Source organism: Chitinophaga agri, from assembly GCF_010093065.1.
Classification (GTDB): domain Bacteria; phylum Bacteroidota; class Bacteroidia; order Chitinophagales; family Chitinophagaceae; genus Chitinophaga; species Chitinophaga agri.
This window is the reverse complement of the sequence record NZ_CP048113.1, coordinates 3,060,889-3,080,529: the sequence shown is the minus strand read 5'-3', so window position 1 is coordinate 3,080,529 and position 19,641 is coordinate 3,060,889. Positions and strand designations below refer to the sequence as shown.

General features: G+C 45.8%; 19 protein-coding genes. 11 read left to right on the top strand and 8 right to left on the bottom strand.

Features of this window, described 5'->3' with window-relative positions:
• Positions 1–33: 33 nt before the first annotated feature.
• Positions 34–756 (bottom strand): EcsC family protein, encoded by a 723-nt coding sequence (locus tag GWR21_RS12130; protein WP_162332012.1) that lies wholly within the window; start codon positions 754–756, stop codon positions 34–36.
• Between the two features lie 85 nt (positions 757–841).
• On the opposite strand from GWR21_RS12130, the gene GWR21_RS12125 reads away from it, so the two are divergent.
• The gene (locus GWR21_RS12125) at positions 842–2,488 is read left to right on the top strand and encodes an ABC-F family ATP-binding cassette domain-containing protein (protein ID WP_162332011.1); all 1,647 of its coding nucleotides are present in this window, start codon (positions 842–844) and stop codon (positions 2,486–2,488) included.
• A gap of 197 nt (positions 2,489–2,685) precedes the next feature.
• On the opposite strand, the gene GWR21_RS12120 is transcribed toward GWR21_RS12125, so the two are convergent.
• Both GWR21_RS12120 and GWR21_RS12115 read right to left on the bottom strand, forming a co-directional pair.
• On the bottom strand, positions 2,686–3,084 hold the full coding sequence (locus tag GWR21_RS12120; RefSeq protein ID WP_162332010.1) for a response regulator: 399 nt from the start codon (positions 3,082–3,084) through the stop codon (positions 2,686–2,688).
• A 303-nt stretch (positions 3,085–3,387) separates the two neighbouring features.
• Positions 3,388–4,350, bottom strand: coding sequence for a coiled-coil domain-containing protein (locus GWR21_RS12115; protein WP_162332009.1), 963 nt, complete (start codon positions 4,348–4,350; stop codon positions 3,388–3,390).
• A 232-nt stretch (positions 4,351–4,582) separates the two neighbouring features.
• On the opposite strand from GWR21_RS12115, the gene GWR21_RS12110 reads away from it, so the two are divergent.
• Both GWR21_RS12110 and holA read left to right on the top strand, forming a co-directional pair.
• Positions 4,583–5,182 carry a ribonuclease H-like domain-containing protein gene (locus tag GWR21_RS12110; RefSeq protein ID WP_238430320.1) on the top strand — a complete coding sequence of 200 codons (600 nt, stop codon included), beginning with the start codon at positions 4,583–4,585 and terminating at the stop codon, positions 5,180–5,182.
• Between the two features lie 5 nt (positions 5,183–5,187).
• Positions 5,188–6,183 (top strand): DNA polymerase III subunit delta, encoded by a 996-nt coding sequence (gene holA / locus GWR21_RS12105; RefSeq protein WP_162332007.1) that lies wholly within the window; start codon positions 5,188–5,190, stop codon positions 6,181–6,183.
• Here holA and GWR21_RS12100 read toward each other — a convergent pair whose 3' ends face one another.
• Positions 6,184–7,119 (bottom strand): bifunctional riboflavin kinase/FAD synthetase, encoded by a 936-nt coding sequence (locus GWR21_RS12100; RefSeq protein WP_162332006.1) that lies wholly within the window; start codon positions 7,117–7,119, stop codon positions 6,184–6,186.
• Positions 7,120–7,227: 108 nt separating this feature from the next.
• On the opposite strand from GWR21_RS12100, the gene GWR21_RS12095 reads away from it, so the two are divergent.
• Positions 7,228–8,406, top strand: coding sequence for an AIR synthase related protein (locus GWR21_RS12095; RefSeq protein WP_162332005.1), 1,179 nt, complete (start codon positions 7,228–7,230; stop codon positions 8,404–8,406).
• A gap of 84 nt (positions 8,407–8,490) precedes the next feature.
• Here GWR21_RS12095 and GWR21_RS12090 read toward each other — a convergent pair whose 3' ends face one another.
• Both GWR21_RS12090 and GWR21_RS12085 read right to left on the bottom strand, forming a co-directional pair.
• Complete coding sequence (locus GWR21_RS12090; protein ID WP_162332004.1) at positions 8,491–9,732, bottom strand: M56 family metallopeptidase; 1,242 nt, start codon at positions 9,730–9,732, stop codon at positions 8,491–8,493.
• The gene (locus tag GWR21_RS12085; RefSeq protein WP_162332003.1) at positions 9,729–10,109 is read right to left on the bottom strand and encodes a BlaI/MecI/CopY family transcriptional regulator; all 381 of its coding nucleotides are present in this window, start codon (positions 10,107–10,109) and stop codon (positions 9,729–9,731) included. Before GWR21_RS12085 ends, GWR21_RS12090 begins: the two co-directional genes overlap by 4 nt.
• A gap of 248 nt (positions 10,110–10,357) precedes the next feature.
• On the opposite strand from GWR21_RS12085, the gene GWR21_RS12080 reads away from it, so the two are divergent.
• From GWR21_RS12080 to GWR21_RS31770, 4 genes are all read left to right on the top strand, one after another.
• The gene (locus tag GWR21_RS12080) at positions 10,358–11,050 is read left to right on the top strand and encodes a cell division ATP-binding protein FtsE (protein WP_162332002.1); all 693 of its coding nucleotides are present in this window, start codon (positions 10,358–10,360) and stop codon (positions 11,048–11,050) included.
• A 237-nt stretch (positions 11,051–11,287) separates the two neighbouring features.
• Complete coding sequence (gene rpsO, locus GWR21_RS12075) at positions 11,288–11,560, top strand: 30S ribosomal protein S15 (protein ID WP_162332001.1); 273 nt, start codon at positions 11,288–11,290, stop codon at positions 11,558–11,560.
• Positions 11,561–11,645: 85 nt separating this feature from the next.
• Positions 11,646–14,033, top strand: coding sequence for a polyribonucleotide nucleotidyltransferase (locus tag GWR21_RS12070; protein ID WP_162332000.1), 2,388 nt, complete (start codon positions 11,646–11,648; stop codon positions 14,031–14,033).
• On the top strand, positions 13,939–15,024 hold the full coding sequence (locus GWR21_RS31770) for an NIPSNAP family protein (protein WP_317165873.1): 1,086 nt from the start codon (positions 13,939–13,941) through the stop codon (positions 15,022–15,024). The genes GWR21_RS12070 and GWR21_RS31770 overlap by 95 nt, the downstream gene beginning before the upstream one ends.
• A gap of 81 nt (positions 15,025–15,105) precedes the next feature.
• Here the strand turns inward: GWR21_RS31770 and GWR21_RS12060 are convergent, their stop codons facing one another.
• A complete protein-coding gene (locus GWR21_RS12060) occupies positions 15,106–15,693 on the bottom strand; it encodes a hypothetical protein (RefSeq protein ID WP_162331998.1) in 588 nt (195 codons plus the stop codon).
• A gap of 160 nt (positions 15,694–15,853) precedes the next feature.
• Between GWR21_RS12060 and prmA the strand changes: the two genes are divergently transcribed.
• The 3 genes from prmA (at position 15,854) to GWR21_RS12045 (ending at position 18,468) form a co-directional block, all read left to right on the top strand.
• Positions 15,854–16,675, top strand: a complete 822-nt coding sequence (prmA, locus tag GWR21_RS12055; protein ID WP_162331997.1) for a 50S ribosomal protein L11 methyltransferase — start codon at positions 15,854–15,856, stop codon at positions 16,673–16,675.
• 131 nt (positions 16,676–16,806) lie between these two features.
• Complete coding sequence (gene plsY / locus GWR21_RS12050; RefSeq protein ID WP_162331996.1) at positions 16,807–17,460, top strand: glycerol-3-phosphate 1-O-acyltransferase PlsY; 654 nt, start codon at positions 16,807–16,809, stop codon at positions 17,458–17,460.
• A gap of 201 nt (positions 17,461–17,661) precedes the next feature.
• Positions 17,662–18,468, top strand: coding sequence for a M48 family metallopeptidase (locus tag GWR21_RS12045; RefSeq protein WP_162331995.1), 807 nt, complete (start codon positions 17,662–17,664; stop codon positions 18,466–18,468).
• Between the two features lie 76 nt (positions 18,469–18,544).
• On the opposite strand, the gene GWR21_RS12040 is transcribed toward GWR21_RS12045, so the two are convergent.
• Entirely contained in the window at positions 18,545–19,492 is a 948-nt protein-coding gene (locus GWR21_RS12040) for a hydrogen peroxide-inducible genes activator (protein WP_162331994.1), read from the bottom strand.
• Positions 19,493–19,641 lie beyond the last annotated feature (149 nt).

Below are 19,641 nucleotides of genomic sequence, written 5' to 3'. Positions count from 1 at the left end.
TTCCGTGACAGGAAGTAAAGATAAGTAAAGCGGTCATAACTGTTTCATCAGGCGCATCCGGTAGGCGTTCATGGCGTTCTTACCCAGCTTGTCGGTGAGGCGGTGGTTGACTACGGCACCTACGGCAGCGCCTATGACAGGCATCAGTTGCAGCAGTTTTGCCAGGTCAAGGTAGTCGCGGTATTGCTGCTGGAAATTACGCCAGTCGAAAGCATGGATATCTTCCGGCAGGTCCCGGCTGTAGTTGTCCCAGTCGGCAACGACAGGATAGAGCTTATTGCGGAAGTCCTGGGTGGAAAAGGTGATAAAAAAGATATGGAGGATGAACAGTCTTTCCTTGTAGTCATTCACATTATACCCGTACAGAGCGGCGATATCAAACAGCATCTTCATCTTAATGGTGAGGAATAGCGGGAAGTCGGCCAGGCCCAGGAGGAAACCACCGGCCCCGGTGAGGGCCCCTTCAGTGGCGGCAGTGGTCTTGTAGAAGGCGATGCGGGAATGGACACGGGATTCCCGGATGGCGAGGTCTGCTTCGTGGAAGGGAGCGGGGCTGATAAATTCAGCGCCGGATATGACGGCCCTGGTCATTTGTTTGATCGCGGTGGTCATCGCCCGGTGGACCTTCTCAGGAATAACCTGATTAATCTTTTTCTGCACCTTTCCGGACAGCTTGCCGGGGAGGCTGATGCCGCGCTGCATGGCCTTCTGCCAGGTTCGAAGGTCCTTATTGACCTGTTGCATATAAATGTCCATGTCGAGAATATAACAAAGAATAAACCAACAAACAGGAAAACCGGGAACATTTAGTAACTTTGCGCCTTAAATTTCTTTAGCCAGCATGATCAGTGTTAAAAACGTATCGCTTTCTTTCGGAAAAAGGGTGTTGTTTGATGAAGTTAACCTCAATTTCACCAAAGGTAACTGTTATGGCGTGATAGGCGCTAACGGAGCCGGCAAATCCACTTTCCTCAAAATATTATCCGGTGAGATCGACCCTACCAAAGGTACCGTTGAGATCACTCCGGGTGAACGCATGAGTGTTCTGAAACAGAACCACTTTGAATTTGATGACGTCACTGTACTGAACACAGTACTGATGGGTAATAAGAAGCTGTGGGAGATCACGCATGAAAAGGATGCGATCTACGCGAAGGAGGATTTTACCGAAGAGGATGGTATGCGCGCCGGTGAACTGGAAGCTGAATACGGCGAGATGGGCGGTTACACGGCAGAAAGTGATGCAGGGGTACTGCTGGGCGATCTGGGTGTAAAGGAAGATGTGCATAGCTTACTCATGAAAGACCTGAGTGGTAACCTGAAAGTGCGTGTGCTCCTGGCACAGGCCCTGTTTGGTAACCCGGATATACTGCTGCTGGATGAGCCTACGAACCACCTGGACGTGGAAACGATCGGTTGGTTAGAGAACTTCCTGGCTGATTATGAGAATATTGTGATTGTGGTATCCCACGACCGTCACTTCCTGGATGCTGTATGTACCCACGTAGCGGACGTTGACCGTGCCAAGATCCAGATCTTCTCTGGTAACTACTCTTTCTGGTACGAATCTTCTCAGCTGATGGCCCGCCAGATAGCCGATAAGAACAAGAAAATGGAAGATAAACGTAAGGACCTGATGGACTTCATTGCCCGATTCAGTGCGAACGCTTCCAAGAGTAAACAGGCTACTTCCCGTAAAAAGGCCCTGGAGAAACTGGTTATCGAAGATATCCAGCCTTCCAACCGTAAATACCCTGGTATCATCTTCAAGCAACAGCGTGAAGTAGGTAATCAGATCCTGAATGTGGAAAAACTGGAGAAATCCATTGACGGTAACGTACTGTTCAAGAATGTTACCTTCACTGTTAACAAGAACGATAAGATCGCATTCCTGGCAAAGGAGCATCTGGCGTTGACCACATTCTTCGAAATTATCAATGGCGAAGCAACTGCTGATGGTGGTAAATACGAGTGGGGTACTACCGTAACTTCCGCTTACCTGCCAAACGATAACGCCAAGTTCTTTGTTGATCCTTCTCTGAACCTGATGGACTGGTTACGCCAGTACGTGCCACCACACGTAACAGACGTGGATGAGCCGTTTCTGCGTGGTTTCCTGGGTAAAATGCTGTTCAGCGGTGATGAGATCATGAAGAAGACCAGCGTATTGAGCGGTGGTGAGAAAGTACGCTGTATGACCAGCCGTATGATGCTGCAGGACCCTAACGTGGTAGTGCTGGACGAACCAACCAATCACCTTGACCTGGAGTCTATCCAGTCTTTCAACGAAAGCATGATAAATTTCAAAGGTATAGTACTGTTCACTACCCATGACCATACGTTCATGCAGTCAGTGGCAAACCGTATCATTGAGATTACGCCTAAAGGTATCATTGACAGGCTGATGACCTTCGATGAGTACCTGGCTGATGAAAGAGTGAAATCGCTGAGAGAAGAGATGTATGGCGAGAAAGTAGCAATTAGCTAATTTAATTAGTAATTAGAATCAGGAGTTAGGCATTGGGCGCTAGTTATGGTGTTCTCCTAAGCCTGAAGGCATAAAAAGAGAAAGGCGTTCATTATGAACGCCTTTCTCTTTTATACATAAGTCATTTAAATAAGTTCATTAAAGTATCTCATCCCCACCCATCTCCGCTGCATGTCGACCTAATTCCCAATTTCTAACTATCCAAGGTATTCTTTTATCTGCTGCATCTTTACCGAATCCAGGGGCTTAGTGATATACGCCTTCAGCTCCGGCGTGCGTTTTACTTTCTGAATATCTCTGTTATCAATAGAAGAAGAGCACATCACGATAGGGATCTGTTGAGTAAGACTGCATTTAATATCCCGGTAGGCTTCAATGAAGTCCCAGCCATTCATACGTTGCATGTTCATGTCGAGGATGATCAGGGAGGGTAACAGGTGGTTGTTGGAATGTTGTAAATGCTCCAGGGCATCTTCCGCACTGAGGAAGGATGTTACTTTTAGTTTAGCCCCTTGTTGTTCAAACATCTTTTTCAGAATGAAATGGAATATTTCATCGTCGTCAACTACGTACACCTGTTTAGTGTTCTCCACCATAAATACCTTGATTTAGCGCAGTTAGTTAGCCTAACAATCTTAATAACAAAATGGGGCAACATTGTATGCAAGCTGATGTAATCCCCGGTTTTCACATGAATACAATCGGATGCAAATAAACACTAATTAATTATAATTTTATATATGATTATTGGGCAATAACCAAATGTTAACAAAATTCGAAATATTGGGAATAAAGGTGGTTTTGCTGTTGAGGACTCCTTATTGTATTAACAAAAAAATCCCGGATGTCTATTTCCTTCAGGAGTAAGACATCCGGGATGTTATATATGGAAGTGACTATTAGAAGAGTCCGCCTTTTTTCAGCGTTACTTTACCAGAACCAATTTTAAAACCATCATGGTAGATCTCAACCGCGTAGTCGCCTGGTTTGAAATCAGAGTTTTGTTTCCAGTCCATAGAAACGGTTTGTTTCTGGCCGGTCGCGTAGTTGACAGTTTTCTTGGCAGTGTATAATTTTTCAGTGCCGTCTTCCAGTGTAAATCTGCCGGAACCCAGTGCTTCAACAGCCAGTGGAGAACCATCAGGAGAAGTGATAGAAACATACAGTTCCTTATCACCGGTAGGAGCGATCCTGTTCTCATCCAGGTCGAAGGTTACGCGCATCATGTCAGCACGTTTAGCCTTGGTCGTTTCTACCTCTTTGCCATTCTTTTTCAGGTTGATAGGCAGCAGGTGAATGTTGGATGCGTGTAATACGGAACCCAGGTTCACCTTTTTGTTAAGGCTATCTCTCTGGGTGCTTACTTCATCTCTTTCTTTACGGGCATTATCACGCTCGCCGGTCAGCACGATCTTTTCACCTTCCAGGCGTTCGATCGTCTCTGTGTAGCCTTCAATGTTACCCTTCAGGGTTTCGATCAGGCGGCGGGCCTCAGCCAGTTCTTTTGCAGTTGCATTCTTGTTAGACAGAATACCCTGTATTCTGGACTTCATGTCTGCAATTTCCTTATCTTTTGTTTTTACCAGACTGTCCATGCGGCTGTTCTGAGAGATCAGATCATCCAGACGGGCATTAGCGGCGTTATATTCCTGCTGTAAAGCGTCTCTTGAAGTCGAAATTGAATCTATCTGTGTTGCCTGTTGAGCAATTTGATCGGTAGTTTTATTTTTGTCATATAACATGTATATCCAGGTACCGGCCAATGCTGCAATCAGTATACCATATATCAGACCGTTACGGCTTCTAGGTTTTTCAGGTCCGGGAGATCCTGCCGCAGGCTTGTTAAAAGTGTTCTCAGTCATAGTCGTTTTTGTGTTTTATAGTTAATTGTTATATGGTTAAATCTTCTTATGCAAATGTAATTGTTAAAAATACTTTATTACAAAAAAATATAAACCGTACAAAATAGTGTTACCGAATATATCCTTAGACCAGTTATTGTTGCTTGATATTGAGACAACTCCAGCTGTAGCGACGCTTGATTGTTTACCTGACAGTTTGCAGTCGCTCTGGACCGACAAAATTGCAAAAACTTTGCCAGATTCAGGAGACGCGGCAGAAGCATATGTAGACAGGGCAGGCATCTATGCCGAATTCGGCAAAATTGTTTGCATATCCGTAGGGTTTTTCCATGTGGAAAGCGGTCGTTATCAACTACGTATAAAATCATTTCATAATGACGATGAAAAGGTTGTATTAAACAGTTTTTTAGAATTGGTAAATAAGTTTCATACAAAGTACCCCCGGTTCCAGTTTGCCGGGCACAATATCAAAGAATTTGATATTCCTTTTATTTGCAGGCGATCTGTCATTCATCAGCTATCTTTGCCGCTGCCTTTACAGATCCATGGATTTAAACCCTGGGAGATACCAATGCTGGATACCATGCAGTTATGGCGTTTCGGAGACTATAAGAACTATACTTCACTGAAACTGCTGACGGCCATCCTCGGCATACCGACGCCGAAAGATGACATTGATGGAAGTATGGTGGGAAAAGTATACTGGCAGGACCATGATCTGGAAAGGATCGCCAGTTATTGTCAGAAGGATGTGGTAGCCGTAGGGCAGCTCATGATGCGCTTTAAAGGTATTCCGCTACTGGAGACGGAAGACGTGGTATTTACAAAATAAAAAGCATGGAATATCAGGATATTATAAAAGAATGGAAGCAAAAGAAATTCCGCCCGCTTTACTGGTTGGAAGGAGAAGAAGATTTCTTCATCGATCAGGTAAGTAACTATGCGGAGCATCACCTGCTGGACGAAGCGGAAAAAGGCTTTAATCTGACCATCCTCTATGGTAAGGATACTGACTGGAGCACCGTGATCAACGCGTGCCGCCGTTACCCGATGTTTGCCGAAAGACAGGTGGTTGTGCTGAAGGAGGCCCAGTCCATGAAAGATATCCTGAAGCTGGAAGCTTATATTGATAATCCGCTGGCTTCTACCATATTCGTAGTAGCACATAAACAGGGGAAGATAGACGGGCGTAGCAAGCTGGCGAAACTGATCAAGGAGAAAGGCGTATTGCTGAGTACCAAGAAGATGTATGATAACCAGTTGCCTGCCTGGGTAGATGCCTATGTGGGCAGTCTTGGCAGGGCTATTTCCCAGAAAGCCGGTATCCTGTTGGTAGACCATATTGGAAATGATCTTTCCCGGATGGCCAATGAGATAGATAAACTACTGGTTAATCTGCCGCCGGATAAGAAAATAGATGAGAACGATATTGAGAAATATGTTGGGATCAGTAAGGAGTATAACGTATTTGAACTGCAGAATGCCCTGGGACAGAAAGACATCGCTAAGGTGATGCGCATCATCCGCTATTTTGCCGCCAACCCGAAAGCCGGTCCGATACAGATGGTATTGCCTTCCCTGTATAACTTTTTCAGTAAAATGATCATGGTGTTTGGTGTAAAGGGCGGCGAAAAAGAGATTGCAGCTGCTATAGGCGTACATCCCTTTTTTGTGAAGGACTATATCAATGCCGCACGTCAATATGGGCTGGAAGGCACGGAAAAGGCTATTCTGCTGCTGCATACCTATAACCTCCGTAGCATTGGTATCAATGACAGCGGGGTAGAGGATGGAGAATTAATGAAGGAACTGGTCTATAAGATGATGTACTGATCAGGACATCAGTACATCCCGGGCTTCCTGACTGTCTTTATGCATCTGGGAGACCAGTGCATCGATATTCTCAAATTTCCGGTTGGCCCTGATATAGCTGATCATTTCTACTTTCAGCACTTTATCATAGATCTCCTGGCTGAAATCAAAGATATGCGCCTCCACCCGGAGGTCTGTCCCGTTAAAAGTAGGGCGGGTACCGATACTCATAACGCCTTGTAGTGGTGTAGCTTCTTTTTCAAAATAGACCCTGATCGCATAAATACCTTCTACAGGGATCAGTTTGCGGGGATCGGACAGTTCAAGATTGGCTGTCGGGAATCCCAGCTGACGGCCCATTTTATCACCATGAATCACTTTCCCCTGGATAAAATAAGGATAGCCCAGTAGCTCATTGGCCAGCTGAATATTGCCATCCTGCAGGCTTTTGCGGATCTTGGTGGAGCTCACCGCCAGATCGTGTACGACCTGCTGGGGAATCTCAACCAGTTGAAAACCATAACGGTTTTGTTCTGCTTCCAGCAATTCAAGTCCTCCCTCACGGTTATGGCCGAAACGGTGGTCGTAACCAATGATGATCGTATGTGGATTGAACTTTTCTATCAGGAATTCTTCCAGATAAGCCTGGGCCGACAACGCTGAGAAGGCGCGGGTAAAAGGCACGATGACCAGGTGGTCAATGCCCTGCCTGGAGAGCAGTTCGATCTTCTCATCCAGGGTGGTCAACAGTTTGACAGGCGCTCCGCCAGGTTGCAGCACTTCCCGGGGATGCGGGTCGAATGTGATGATCACAGTTTCCCCGTCACAGGCTGCAGCTGTTTCCTGTAATTGCTGTATAATATAACGATGACCGCTGTGTACGCCGTCGAAAGTTCCGATAGTAATTACCGCCCGCCTCAAAGCTGGCAAATGGGTGAGGTCCCTGTGTATCCGCATAAATTGCCTTAAACGATCAAAATCCTATGCAAATTACAACATTTAGATATCAGATAAGTGGCTAATCAGTTACTTTTGCAGCAGATTGTTCATTTATAAAATTATCTGGTGGATCAGAATATCTACGCGCAGCGCGGCGTTTCAGCCGGAAAAGAGGATGTGCACAATGCTATTAAGCATATTGACAAAGGACTTTTTCCGAAGGCTTTCTGTAAAATAGTGCCCGATATCCTGGGCGGACAGGAAGAATATTGCAATATTATGCATGCTGACGGAGCAGGTACCAAATCTTCCCTGGCTTACACATACTGGAAAGAAACCGGTGACCTGGACGTGTGGAGAGGCATCGCACAGGACGCGATCATCATGAATATCGACGACCTGCTTTGTGTGGGCGCTACAGAAAATATCCTGCTGTCTTCGACCATCGGCCGTAATAAGCAGCTGATCCCCGGTGAGGTGATCGCCGCTATCATCAATGGTACGGAAGAGATCCTGGAAGAACTGCGTAATCATGGAATCAGTATTCATTCCACTGGTGGCGAAACCGCTGATGTGGGTGATCTGGTACGTACTATCATAGTGGATTCCACTGTTACCTGCCGTATGAAAAGATCAGAAGTGATCTCTAACCATACTATCCAGGCAGGAGATGTGATCGTTGGACTGGCCTCCTATGGACAGGCTTCTTACGAGAAATCCTATAATGGCGGCATGGGCAGCAATGGGCTAACCTCTGCCCGTCACGATGTGTTTAATAAACAGGTAGCGGAAAGATATCCTGAAAGCTTCGATCCGGGTATTCCTTATGACCTGGTATTCAGTGGTAAAAAATCACTGACCGATAAAGTGGAGGTGCCGGGCTTCGGGACAATAGATGCGGGCCGGTTGGTATTATCACCTACCCGTACCTATGCACCGGTGATCAAACAGATCCTGGAGGCCTATCGTTCCCGTATACACGGCATGGTACATTGCAGTGGTGGTGCGCAAACCAAAGTATTGCACTTCATCGATAACCTGCATGTGATAAAAGATAACCTGTTCCCGATCCCGCCACTGTTTCAGCTGATCCAGGAGCAATCAGGCACCAGCTGGAAAGAAATGTACCAGGTATTTAACATGGGCCATCGTATGGAACTGTATGTACCGGAAGAGATCGCGGCAGATATTATCAGGATCAGCAAAAGCTTTAACATTGACGCACAGATCGTAGGTCGTGTAGAGCCATCAGCAGTGAAACAGGTAACAGTGCGCAGCACACAGGGTGAGTTTGTGTATAACTGATCATAACAATACTATCTATATAGAGGAGGCCCGTCCATATGGACGGGCCTCTTGTTTGATCTACTATGATAGTGTAACGATATCTTATTCTTGGATTGTATACCTGATGGGCAGGTTAAAGGCCACGGCTACTACTTTACCATGCTGTTTGCCTGGATTCCATTTATTCATCCCTTTAACTACGCGGATAGATTCTTCTTCCAGTCCGCCGCCTATTGTTTTGCCCACTGTTTTTACCTGTGTGATGTTTCCGGCTGCATCCACCACGAAATTGACAAAAACAGTACCTGTTAAATTATTCTCCTGCGCTTTCCGTGGATATCTGATCGAACGGGCCAGGTACATGTGCAGCTTATCTTCTCCACCAGGGAAGGTCGGAGGGTCGCTGACGAAGGTATATACTTCATTATCATCGGCTGTCTGAGTAACTGACTTAGCTGCAATGGCTATATTTTCCGGTTTAAGATCAAGGTCCTGCTGGCAGCCGATGGCAACACCCAGGATCAGTACAACGGGTACCACAATGATCCTTCTCATCAGCGAATAGCGCGACCGTTGTGTGAACAGCATGAGGATGCGGCGTTTGACAGGGGCCTGTCCGAATGTATTGATCATGAGTGGAAGGCGTGTTTGTAAGGTGGCCTGCAGTAAGGTACGTGCATACTCTTCCCGCCCGGTATCTTCGATGGCTGCTTTATCTGCCAGGAATTCGTGTACCATGGCCAGTTCTTTTTTAAGCAGGTGGAAGAACGGATTGAACCAGCATATAGCGCAGATGATCTGCATGAACAGTTTTTCTCCGGTATGTCCGCCGCGTACATGCGCCAGTTCGTGTTTCAGGATCTGGCGACCTTCAGGGCTGTCTTTAGTAACATCTTCTGCCCAGAATATATCACCGAAAAAAGAAAAGGTGGATTTTACCTGCGGATGGCTTACCAGACGGTAGCCATTATGCAGGGTTTTTTGTCCGCCACGGGCCAGGCGTGTTACCATGATCCAGTTGCGGGCCACATTCATCAGCAGCAGGAGGGTGATGAGCAGGTATAAACCGCCGGGTAACCAGGCGCCAGGGTCCATACCGGCTTTCTGAAGGCTTTCACTGGCGTATGCACATACGATGACCATATTCAGTTGCTGCGCAGGGAGTGGCGCCGTGTTAATAGCGAATTGTAACGTGGGGATCAGGAGGGAGGCAATAACAGCCAGCAGAATAAATGCCCTGTTCCAGCGGTGGAAGGATCTGTTTTTCAGTACGAGGGCATAGTAGCCATATAGTATGCCGGAACATAGGAGCATTTTTATTACGTAAGGAAGAAATGCGTTCATGGTTGTTCGTTTTTAGCGTGCTTGATTTGTTGCAGGACTTGTTCCAATTCATTGACACTGAGATCTTTTTCCTTTACGAAAAAGGAGACCATTTCTCTGAAAGAGCCAGAGAAGTACCCTTTCACGAAGTTTTGCATGGTATTACGGCTGTATTCATCTTTACTGATGAGGGCAAAGTACTGGTAGGATTTGCCGAAGGCTTTATAGTCAACAAACCCTTTTTCCTGTAGGATCTTAATCAGCGTGGATACCGTATTATAATGTGGTTTGGGTTCCGGCATCAGATCGATCAGGTCTTTAACGAAGGCCGGTCCGGTTTGCCAGAGGGCCTGCATAACCTGTTCTTCTGCTTTGGTAAGTGTTTTTACAACTGTCATATCCTTATCGTTTTATTGCTTGAACTAAAGGTATAACTAGTTTTTTAGTTTACAAACTATTTTTTTAGTTATACAACATTGTTTGTTGATACCATAGACAGGAGAAGGTACAGCAGCGTCAAGCGCAGGGCGCTACCATAGGGATGACTGCCGGGAATAGATGGATGTTAAAAGAAATATGATCACCTGGCCTGAATTGTGTTACTATAAATAGCTATTTTTGTTTTTACTAAACCCATACGGCAGAAATGACAGAACAACCGATCATACAGTTATCCAATGTGAATATCTACCAGGGTACATCCCTGATCCTTGCAGACGTGAATATTACTGTGAACAAAGGAGAATTTGTATACCTGATAGGTCGTACCGGAACCGGTAAATCGAGCTTGCTGAAAACGCTTTACGGAGATCTATCGCTGAAAGAAGGTACGGGTCAGGTAGTGGGATTTGACCTGAAGAAGATGGACTGGAAGAAGGTGCCGTATCTGCGCCGTAACCTGGGCGTGGTATTCCAGGATTTTCAGCTGCTGACGGACAGGAATGTGCATGACAACCTGAAGTTTGCCCTGAAGGCGACTGGCTGGACGGATAATAAGAAAATGGAAGAGAAGATCAACGACGTGCTGGATAAGGTCGGTTTGAACACGAAAGGCTTTAAAATGCCTTATGAGCTGAGTGGTGGAGAGCAGCAGCGTGTGGATATTGCCCGTGCGATGCTCAATTCTCCTAAACTGATCCTTGCCGATGAGCCTACCGGAAACCTGGACCCTGAAACATCTGACGGCATCATGCAGTTATTGTTCAGGATCAGCAGGGAAGAAGGTGCTGCTGTGGTAATGGCTACGCATGACTATATATTATTACAGAAATTCCCGTCCAGGGTATTACGTACAGAAAATGGCAAGGTAACTGACCACGCAAGTGTAACCTTTGTGTAGTTATTTGCGAAAAATTTCAGAACTTTGCACCTCACGGGGTTGAGCAGAGATATACAAATCTGATTATCAACGAGTAAAGCTTTTTGTGAAGGAACAACAACTGGAAGTAGACCATACGTCCGGGGTATCTTTTCCGCTAAAATTTTTACGAAATTGTTAATTCACAATATTTGATATACCTTTGCCCCGGAAAAATAGCGACTAAATAAACCTTTATCATTTTATTATTTATTAAAGATGTCTTACTTAACTGTTGAAAAGAAAGCCAATATTTTTAAAGAATTTGGTGGAAGCGAGAAAAATACCGGTTCTGTAGAAGCGCAAATCGCACTGCTGACAGAACGTATCAACAGCATTTCCAGTCACCTGAAACAAAATAAAAAGGACTTTTCTACACACCGCGGTTTGATGAAAATGGTAGGTCAGAGAAAGCGCCTGCTTTCCTACCTTTCTAAAACTAACCTCACAGGCTACCGTGCCCTGCTTGAGAAATTAGGTCTCAGAAAATAATAGGAACTTTTTTATAGCGCTATTCCCAACTTATAAGGTTGGGAATAGTTTTTTTTTAGGTATACCATTTTAATCTTCTCTTTTTATGAATCTGACACCTATCTCAGTTAATTTCGATATAGGAGATGGCCGGATCGTGACCATTGAAACTGGTAAGTTAGCCCGCCAGGCAGATGGTGCTGTTACGGTTCGTCTGGGCAACTGTATCCTGTTGGCTACCGTTGTTGCGGCGAAAACTCCCAAACCTGGTCAGTCTTTCTTCCCCCTTACTGTTGATTACCAGGAAAAATTTGCTTCTGCAGGACGTATCCCCGGCTCTTTCTTCAAACGCGAGGGAAAACTGTCTGATTATGAAGTGCTGATTTCACGTTTGATCGACCGCGCACTGCGCCCACTGTTCCCTGATGATTATTTCTGCGAAGTACAGGTACTGGTTTCCCTCATTTCTTCCGATCCGGAAGTGATGCCGGATGCCCTGGCTTGTCTGGCTGCATCTGCTGCACTGGCAGTATCTGATGTGCCTATCCAGGAAATTATCTCCGAAGTAAGAGTTGCCCGCATCGACGGTGAATTAGTTATAAATCCGAACCGTACTCCGCTGGAAAAAGCAGACATGGACTTCATCATTGGTGCTACTGACAAGAACATCATGATGGTGGAAGGTGAAAGTAAGGAGTGCAGCGAGGAAGATATTATCAAAGCAATCGAGATCGCGCACAACGCTATCCGCGTACAGGTGAAAGCACAGGAAGAACTCCGTGCAAAAGCTGGCGTAACCGGCAAACGTGCATACGACTTACCATATGCGAATGAGGAACTGAAAGCTAAAATCGCTGATTTCGCTAAAGACCGCATTCTCGGCGTAGCAAGATCTGCTTCCGCGAAGCATGATCGTGCAGACGCATTCGATAAGATCAGCGAAGAGCTGGTAGAACACCTGGGTGAGCTGCCTGAAGAAGACGCTCCACTGGTAGGTAAATACTTCCATAGCCTCGAAAAGGAAGTGATACGTAACATGATCCTGGATGAATCTATCCGTCTGGATGGCCGTAAACTGGATCAGGTACGTCCGCTGGTAATGGAAACAGATATCCTGCCTTCTCCACACGGTTCTGCACTGTTCACACGCGGTGAAACCCAGTCCCTGACCACAGTGACCCTGGGTACGCCGGATGATGAGCTGCTGATCGAAAGCGCAGCTAATTCCAAATACACTAAGTTCATACTTCACTATAACTTCCCTCCGTTCTCTACGGGTGAAACCAAACCAATGCGCGGCCCTGGTCGTCGTGAGGTGGGTCACGGTAACCTGGCGATGCGTTCCCTGAGGCAGATGATGCCAGGTAGCGAATACGCTTATACCGTACGTGTAGTATCCGATATCCTCGAGTCTAACGGTTCCTCTTCCATGGCGACAGTATGTGCTGGTTCCCTGGCACTGATGGACGCTGGTGTGCCTTTGCCTAAACACGTTTCCGGTGTGGCAATGGGCCTCATCTCCCGCGCTGGTGATGGTAAATGGGCTGTACTGACCGACATCCTCGGTGATGAAGATCACCTGGGTGATATGGACTTCAAAGTAACCGGTACCCGTGACGGTATCTGCGGTATCCAGATGGATATCAAGGTAGATGGTCTGAGCATGGACGTAATGCGTAAAGCACTGGAGCAGGCACGTCATGGCCGTCTCCACATCATTGACGCTATGTACGCCTGCATGGAAGCACCTCGTCCGGAACCAAAACCACATGCTCCTCGTATGGAGAAACTGATCATCGACCGCGAATTTATCGGTGCTGTGATCGGACCAGGTGGTAAAGTAATTCAGGAAATTCAGCGTGAAACCGGTACTACCATCAACATCGAAGAAGTTGGTGAAACCGGTGAAGTAAGCATCTTCTCCGCACAGAAAGAAGGGCTGATGAAAGCGCTCGAGTGGATAAAAGGTATCGTAGCTGTACCTGAGATCGGCGAAGTCTACGAATCAACTGTTAAGTCAGTAATGCCTTACGGTGCGTTCGTTGAATTCCTGCCTGGTAAACAAGGTTTGCTGCATATCTCCGAAGTTTCATGGAAACGCCTTGAAACAATGGATGGTGTACTGACCGAAGGTGAAAAAGTGAAAGTGAAACTGGTAGGTACCGATCCTAAGACTGGTAAGTTCAAACTGAGCCGTCGTATACTGATGCCAAAACCAGAAGGTTATGTAGAAAGACCTGAAGGTGGAGAGCGCGGTGACCGTGGCGACAGAGGTGATCGCGGCGACAGAGGCGATCGTGGTGACAGAGGTGACCGCGGTGGACGTCCTCCTTTCCGTAACGACCGTGGCGGTGACCGTGATCGCGGTGGCGACCGTGGTGATCGTCGTGGCCCACGTGATGGTGGCGACCGTGGCGGTGATCGTGATCGTGCTCCTCGTCCTAATGCTCCTGAGAACGATAATCCTCAGGAACCAGTATTTGACGAAGAATAGTCTTTTCAACAGACTAAAATATATAGCAGCCGTTCTGTATTACACAGACCGGCTGCTTTTTTTATGCCCGTTCCAGGCTATTTTATTTTGTAGTAGCTACCTGTTACCTGCCAGTGTTTATAAGTCGTATCTTACCGTAGTGTTACACATTTTATGGTCCATTAAAACTTCCACACAAGTGAAAACAAGACATGTCTCATTGAACACCTGTCATGCGATGTTGGCTGGTTTGCTGCTGATCCTGTTACCATCATTGCTACAGGCGGCACATCCGGCACCTCCCAAGAAAGAATACTACAGCATACTGGTCTACCATCTGAAAGATGCTGAGCAGGAAGCCCGGATGGATGCTTACCTGAAAAATGCGCTGATGCCGGCTTTACATAAAGCGGGTGCTGCAAACGTAGGCGTGTTCAAACCCATCGGGAATGATACTGCGGCTGACCGGAGGGTCTATGTATTCTTCCCTGGCAATTCTGCAGAGCAGCTTTTACAGATGCCTTCCACCTTATTGCAGAACAGCACATACGTGGCAGCTGCAAAGGATTTTATTGATGCAGCATGGGATAAACCCACTTATGTACGTCAGGAAACCATTATCCTGCAGGCGTTTCCTGGTATGCCGAAAATGGCGTTGCCCCGCTTAACAGGCGCCAAAAGTGAACGCGTATACGAATTACGGAGCTATGAAAGTCCGACGGATAAACTGTACCGTAATAAAGTAGATATGTTCAACAAAGGGGATGAAGTAGGCATCTTCAAAAGACTGGGTTTTAACGCGGTGTTTTATGCGGAAGTATTGAGTGGCAGCCGTATGCCGAACCTCATGTATATGACCACATTTGACAACAAGGCTTCCAGGGATGAACACTGGAAAGCGTTCAGCGCGGATGAGCAATGGAAAATGTTGCTGGCACAGCCTCAGTATGCACATAATATGACCAGGGCAGAGATCATTTTCCTGCAGCCTGCGGAGTATTCTGATATATGATAGGTGCTTGATATCACTACACGCAAAAAGGCCGGAACTGCTGTAGTTCCGGCCTTTTTGCTGACTATCGGTGATCAGCAATTATCGCGCAGCTCCTGCTCCGGAATATTGCTCGATATAATGATTACTCTCTCTGAATATGATCTTACCTGAAGGTAATTTGTAGATCTTGAAACCCTGACCAGCTACATCTTCCCAGAAGATGGTGTATTGCGGTACAGCTTTATTAGTGGCCCTGTCGATCACTTTGATACGACCATCCTGCAACAGACTGGATAACATATCTTCTATATAAGGCAGGAGAATGTTCTCATCTTCTGTCCAGAACTGCACGAAGTTGTCAGTGCTGTATTGCAGCCCGGTATGGCTGGAATCGGCCAGGAATGCCCGTGCGGTTGTGAAGTGTTGTTCAACTTCCTGCGCATTGAGGTGACTGAACTGTATATTACGGAAAGCGGTAACATCACTGTAGCATTTGATCTGTAATACAGAGTCCATAGCCTTCATATAATTATCCACGTCGATACGGTTAATGACAAGGATGCTCGTTTTGTTCTGATAGGTAATGGAATCTTTCATGGTATCGTCATGATATAATTTAACGACTTCCTGGGCCTGGCTGGTGAGGGTGATAACCAGCATTGTCACTGCAAATAGTAAGGTTCTCATACAATATGGTTTCATTAATTATTTTACAAATATAACAAACTTGTTGTATGCGTGTATATCCCTGAAAATGGCCAAATTAACAATACAATAACAGGCACAGTTATAGCATTCCTTCGAGCGCGTTATATATCATGCAGTTAGTTTCTATATCTTTGTTGCTATGGCACATATCGCAATCACTCTGACCTGTACCCATGAATTAAAAGACATACTGGTTGCAGTGTTATCAGAAAAAGGTTTTGAAGGTTTCGAAGAGCAGCAGGGAAATATTCTTGTTGCCTATATACCGGAAGAAGATTTTAATGAAGAAGAAACAAGCACGCTAACGGAAGGATTCGGCGTAACGTATACGAAAGAACGTATTGAACAGACTAACTGGAATGCTGTGTGGGAAAGTAATTTTCAACCAGTACAGGTAGATAATTTCTGTGGTATCAGGGCTTCTTTCCATGAGCCGTTCGATCCGCAGCCGCAACATGAGATCCTGATCACGCCAAAAATGTCTTTTGGAACAGGACACCATGCAACTACCTATTCGGTTATTAAGCTGATGGAAACAGTCGATTTCAGGGGTAAGCAGGTATTTGATTTCGGTACCGGCACTGGTATCCTGGCTATCCTGTCCTGTAAGATGGGCGCGTCTGTGATTGATGCGATCGATATCGATGACTGGTCCGTAGAAAATACCCGGGAAAATATTGCTACAAATAATGCTTTACCGGTGAAGGTGTGGCAGGCTGATACGCTGAAGAACATTAGAAATACCTATAATGTTGTGCTTGCCAACATTAACCGGAATATTTTACTTGAATTTATGGCGGATATGCGCCGTTTACTGGTCAGGGATGGCATATTGATATTAAGTGGTATATTAAAGGATGACGAAGCAGCCATACTGGAAGCTGCCCGTAAAAATGCACTTGTCCTGGAAACCCAGCTGGAAAAAGATAATTGGCTGGCAATGAAATTATTAGCACGATAGTTGTGTCGGCTTCAAGATAAATTAACGAATATTATTCTGAAAACTATACAATTTTCGTGTTAATGAAATTCTTAATGTTTTCATAATTTTAACGAACGAATTTACTATCTTAGCAAAACCTAACTTGTTGTATGACAGAATTATTGTTACTATTTTGTGCTTATCTGATCGGTTCCGTGCCTACTGCTGTATGGGTAAGTAAAGGGGTTTTTGGTATGGATATCCGGGAGTATGGCAGCGGCAATGCCGGTGCTACGAATACTTTCCGTGTACTCGGCCCAAAAGCTGGTTCCTTTGTGATGCTGGTAGATATGCTCAAAGGAGTAATGGCCGTGCGTTTGGCTTATCTCGTTGGCTATTATCAGAATCCTGAACATCTTACCGAAGTGACCACGCAACTGGTTAACTTCCAGATCGGTCTCGGACTCGCAGCTGTGCTGGGGCACATTTTCCCTATCTGGGCAAACTTCCGTGGTGGTAAAGGTATCGCTACACTGTTTGGCCTTGTACTCGCTATTCAGCCACTCGTAGCTATCTGCTGCGTAGGCGTGTTCCTGCTGAGCCTATCCCTTACCAGGTACGTATCCCTGAGCTCTATTTTATCCAGTATCGCATTTCCGATCCTCATCCTGTACATCTTCAATGAGCCGGAAGTATTCTACCGTATCTTTGCCATCGCTGTCGCACTGATGGTTGTACTGACACACCAGAAAAACATTTTCCGTCTTATCAACGGTAATGAGAGCAAAGTTCCGTTATTCAGGAACAGGAGAGATAAAAAATAGGCTCCGCTAAAGATGATGTGCCGCCTTCCTTTCTGGCATATCTATTGCACTGAATCAGATTAATAACTAACTTTCCGCAGTTTTTGATTGTTACATTATAAGGTATTCGTATGCCGTATAAGTCAATAATCAAAAACTGCTTTAATAGCTGTCGTAGCTTTTCGATGGGACCTTATCCATCAACAACAAACTGTTTCACAGATGCAAAAGAAATTCCTTCTTCTCGGTACAGGCCTGGCGCTGATCACTGCTTGCGCTAAAGTACCTATTACTGGCCGTAGCCAGTTAAACCTGATCCCTGAAAGTACAATGCAATCAATGGCCTTACAGGAGTATCAGAGTTTCCTTTCCCAAAATAAAACAGTCGCGGCTACCACCAGCAAAGATGCTGAAATGGTAAAAAGAGTAGGACAGCGTATCGCTACTGCCGTTACCAAATACATGAATGACCACAATGCAGGTGGTGAACTCGCTAACTACAAATGGGAATTTAACCTGGTAGATAGCAAGGAAGTGAACGCCTGGTGCATGCCGGGTGGTAAAGTAGTGGTGTACACAGGGCTGTTACCTGTGACCCAGAACGAGACCGCGCTTGCCTGCGTAATGGGGCATGAGATCGCACACGCCATCGCACGTCATGGTAATGAGCGTATGAGTCAGCAGGTTGTAGCACAGGGAATCCAGGTAGCTGGTTCCGTAGCACTGAACCGTAATCCGCAGGCACAGAATATCTTCCTGCAGTCTTTTGGTGTAGGTAGTAACCTGGGCACGCTCGCTTATTCCCGTAAAAATGAACTGGAAGCTGACCACCTGGGTGTGATTTTCATGGCCATGGCCGGTTACAATCCGCAGGAATCTATTCCTTTCTGGCAGCGTATGGCAGCTGCGTCCGGCGGTAATAAACCACCTGAGATCACCAGTACGCACCCAAGCGATGAGCGTCGTGTAGCTGAACTGCAACGCCTCATGCCTGAAGCACTGAAATATTATACGCCGATCAAAAAGTAATACTGACGGTTACGATAAAAGGAAAAAGCATCTGCCAATGGCGGATGCTTTTTCTTTTTATACACTCAGAGGCAGGTTATTTATCAACTGTGATCTCTACTACCTGTTTGTTCTTCTGCACTTTCATCTTATCAGGTACATGTGCCAGTATTTCTTTCTTAAATGCAGCGATAAGGGCCTGTTTAATGAAGAAACGGTGTGTGACGATACTGATCTCCCTCACTGGCTCAGGCGCCTTAAAATAGCGTACCATATTCATCTGGCGGGCGGACATTTCCTGCAGCGACAATTCCGGTAAAATGGTATAGCCCGCATTGAGGTCTACCATTCTTTTCAATGTTTCCACACTGCCGGTATTGTATTCAAGGTTCTTGTATTCTCCCATGGTAAATTTGTCCCGGCAGATGTTCAGCACCTGGTTACGCATACAATGGCCTTCATTGAGCAGCCATACTTCGCGTACATCTACATCTTCCGGTTTGATGTATTTCTTCTCAAACAGGCTATTCGTTTTGGCTGCGTATACTACAAAAGACTCATAGAACAACGGTTGCTCATCCAGGTTGGGATTGTGCAGCGGCGTGGCCAGCAGGCCGCAGTCCAGCTGTTCCTGTTTAAGTTGCTGCATGATCGTCTCCGTGGGATACTCCCATATCTCCAGTTTCACTTTCGGATACTTCTTCATGAAGCCTGTAAGGATACGGGGCAGGAGGTAAGGGGCCAGTGTCGGGATAATGCCTACACGCAGACTACCCTGTACTTCTTTCTTATGCTCTCCTATAATTTCCCTGATCTTTCCATTCTCTTTAAGAATGATACGTGCCTGTGCTACGATCTCAACGCCTATTTCTGTAGGGATAACCGGCAGTTTACTTCTGTCAAATATTTTGACCCCCAGCTCATCTTCCAGTTTCTGAATCTGCATGCTGAGCGTAGGTTGTGTAACGAAGCATTTTTCGGCGGCGATGACAAAGCTCCGGTAGGTATCAACTGCGACGATATATTCTAGTTGAACTGTGGTCATGCGGTAAAATTACGAATTATCAATTACGATTTAAGATGATCGGCAGATCAATAGCCAGATCATTGTTACGGCTACAGTCCAAGATTACATCCGTATGCAAAAAAAAATGACGGATCACAAATAGTACCAGGGATGATCCTGATCATTCG

Coding starts and splice junctions, on each gene's coding strand:
- holA (WP_162332007.1), top strand. CDS start 5,188: ATGGAATATCAGGATATTATAAAAGAATGGAAGCAAAAGAAATTCCGC.
- prmA (WP_162331997.1), top strand. CDS start 15,854: ATGGCACATATCGCAATCACTCTGACCTGTACCCATGAATTAAAAGAC.
- GWR21_RS12100 (WP_162332006.1), bottom strand. CDS start 7,119: ATGCGGATACACAGGGACCTCACCCATTTGCCAGCTTTGAGGCGGGCG.
- GWR21_RS12045 (WP_162331995.1), top strand. CDS start 17,662: ATGCAAAAGAAATTCCTTCTTCTCGGTACAGGCCTGGCGCTGATCACT.
- GWR21_RS31770 (WP_317165873.1), top strand. CDS start 13,939: ATGGTGGCGACCGTGGCGGTGATCGTGATCGTGCTCCTCGTCCTAATG.
- GWR21_RS12090 (WP_162332004.1), bottom strand. CDS start 9,732: ATGAACGCATTTCTTCCTTACGTAATAAAAATGCTCCTATGTTCCGGC.
- plsY (WP_162331996.1), top strand. CDS start 16,807: ATGACAGAATTATTGTTACTATTTTGTGCTTATCTGATCGGTTCCGTG.
- GWR21_RS12085 (WP_162332003.1), bottom strand. CDS start 10,109: ATGACAGTTGTAAAAACACTTACCAAAGCAGAAGAACAGGTTATGCAG.
- GWR21_RS12060 (WP_162331998.1), bottom strand. CDS start 15,693: ATGAGAACCTTACTATTTGCAGTGACAATGCTGGTTATCACCCTCACC.
- GWR21_RS12120 (WP_162332010.1), bottom strand. CDS start 3,084: ATGGTGGAGAACACTAAACAGGTGTACGTAGTTGACGACGATGAAATA.
- GWR21_RS12080 (WP_162332002.1), top strand. CDS start 10,358: ATGACAGAACAACCGATCATACAGTTATCCAATGTGAATATCTACCAG.
- GWR21_RS12115 (WP_162332009.1), bottom strand. CDS start 4,350: ATGACTGAGAACACTTTTAACAAGCCTGCGGCAGGATCTCCCGGACCT.
- rpsO (WP_162332001.1), top strand. CDS start 11,288: ATGTCTTACTTAACTGTTGAAAAGAAAGCCAATATTTTTAAAGAATTT.
- GWR21_RS12040 (WP_162331994.1), bottom strand. CDS start 19,492: ATGACCACAGTTCAACTAGAATATATCGTCGCAGTTGATACCTACCGG.
- GWR21_RS12125 (WP_162332011.1), top strand. CDS start 842: ATGATCAGTGTTAAAAACGTATCGCTTTCTTTCGGAAAAAGGGTGTTG.
- GWR21_RS12070 (WP_162332000.1), top strand. CDS start 11,646: ATGAATCTGACACCTATCTCAGTTAATTTCGATATAGGAGATGGCCGG.
- GWR21_RS12130 (WP_162332012.1), bottom strand. CDS start 756: ATGGACATTTATATGCAACAGGTCAATAAGGACCTTCGAACCTGGCAG.